Genomic DNA, 578 nt, shown 5'->3' on the forward strand with positions numbered 1-578 from the left:
ATCGTGAAAAGCGCCGCCGCGATCAGGTCTTTCAGCAAGCGCGGATAGGGCCGCTTTCCCGCAGCTTGGTCGAGTATCATCGCCAAAACCCGGCTCGCGAGCCAAGCGCTGGAAAGATAGACAGAAGCCTTCAGGAACAGTGTGACTTTCTGACTGTCGGCAAAAGCCCCCGGCAGGTCACGCTGAAAGGTCGCCAGACCTACGGTAACGGTCATCGTCAGCAGCGGCAGGATCAGCCGGCGGAAGTGCAGTTTTAAGCTCACGCATCTAATCCTTATTCTTTGCACCCTGCGCAGTCCGCACGCAAATGTCTAAAAAGGCTAACATATCATTGCTCTGGCGGAACCGGCAAACGCCACCAAGCCATTCTAGAAAGTCTGCGCCTGCCCGATCCACGTTAAAACGACCGATCCCTCCGCACAATCTCGCTCAGCAAGACAGCACGGGCTAAGAAGTCCTCTCAGCCAGATTGACGAAGCCCATACCAGTGCTTAGGTTGTCTTGCATGTTGGAACACGTAGATCATTATCGATTTCTACTTCTGAACCGCCTGTATCCCCGGGCGGTCTAGGCGCGAC

General features: G+C 55.2%; 1 protein-coding gene. It reads right to left on the reverse strand.

Going from position 1 to position 578, the window contains the following annotated elements; all coding sequences use genetic code 11:
• The coding region (locus Q7C20_RS26930; RefSeq protein ID WP_375071215.1) for a hypothetical protein at window positions 1–263 on the reverse strand (263 nt) is incomplete at its 3' end.
• Between the last annotated feature and the right edge of the window lie 315 nt (window positions 264–578).

This window comes from Pseudomonas sp. AMR01 (assembly GCF_041946035.1).
Taxonomy (GTDB): Bacteria; Pseudomonadota; Gammaproteobacteria; order Pseudomonadales; family Pseudomonadaceae; genus Aquipseudomonas; species Aquipseudomonas antarctica_B.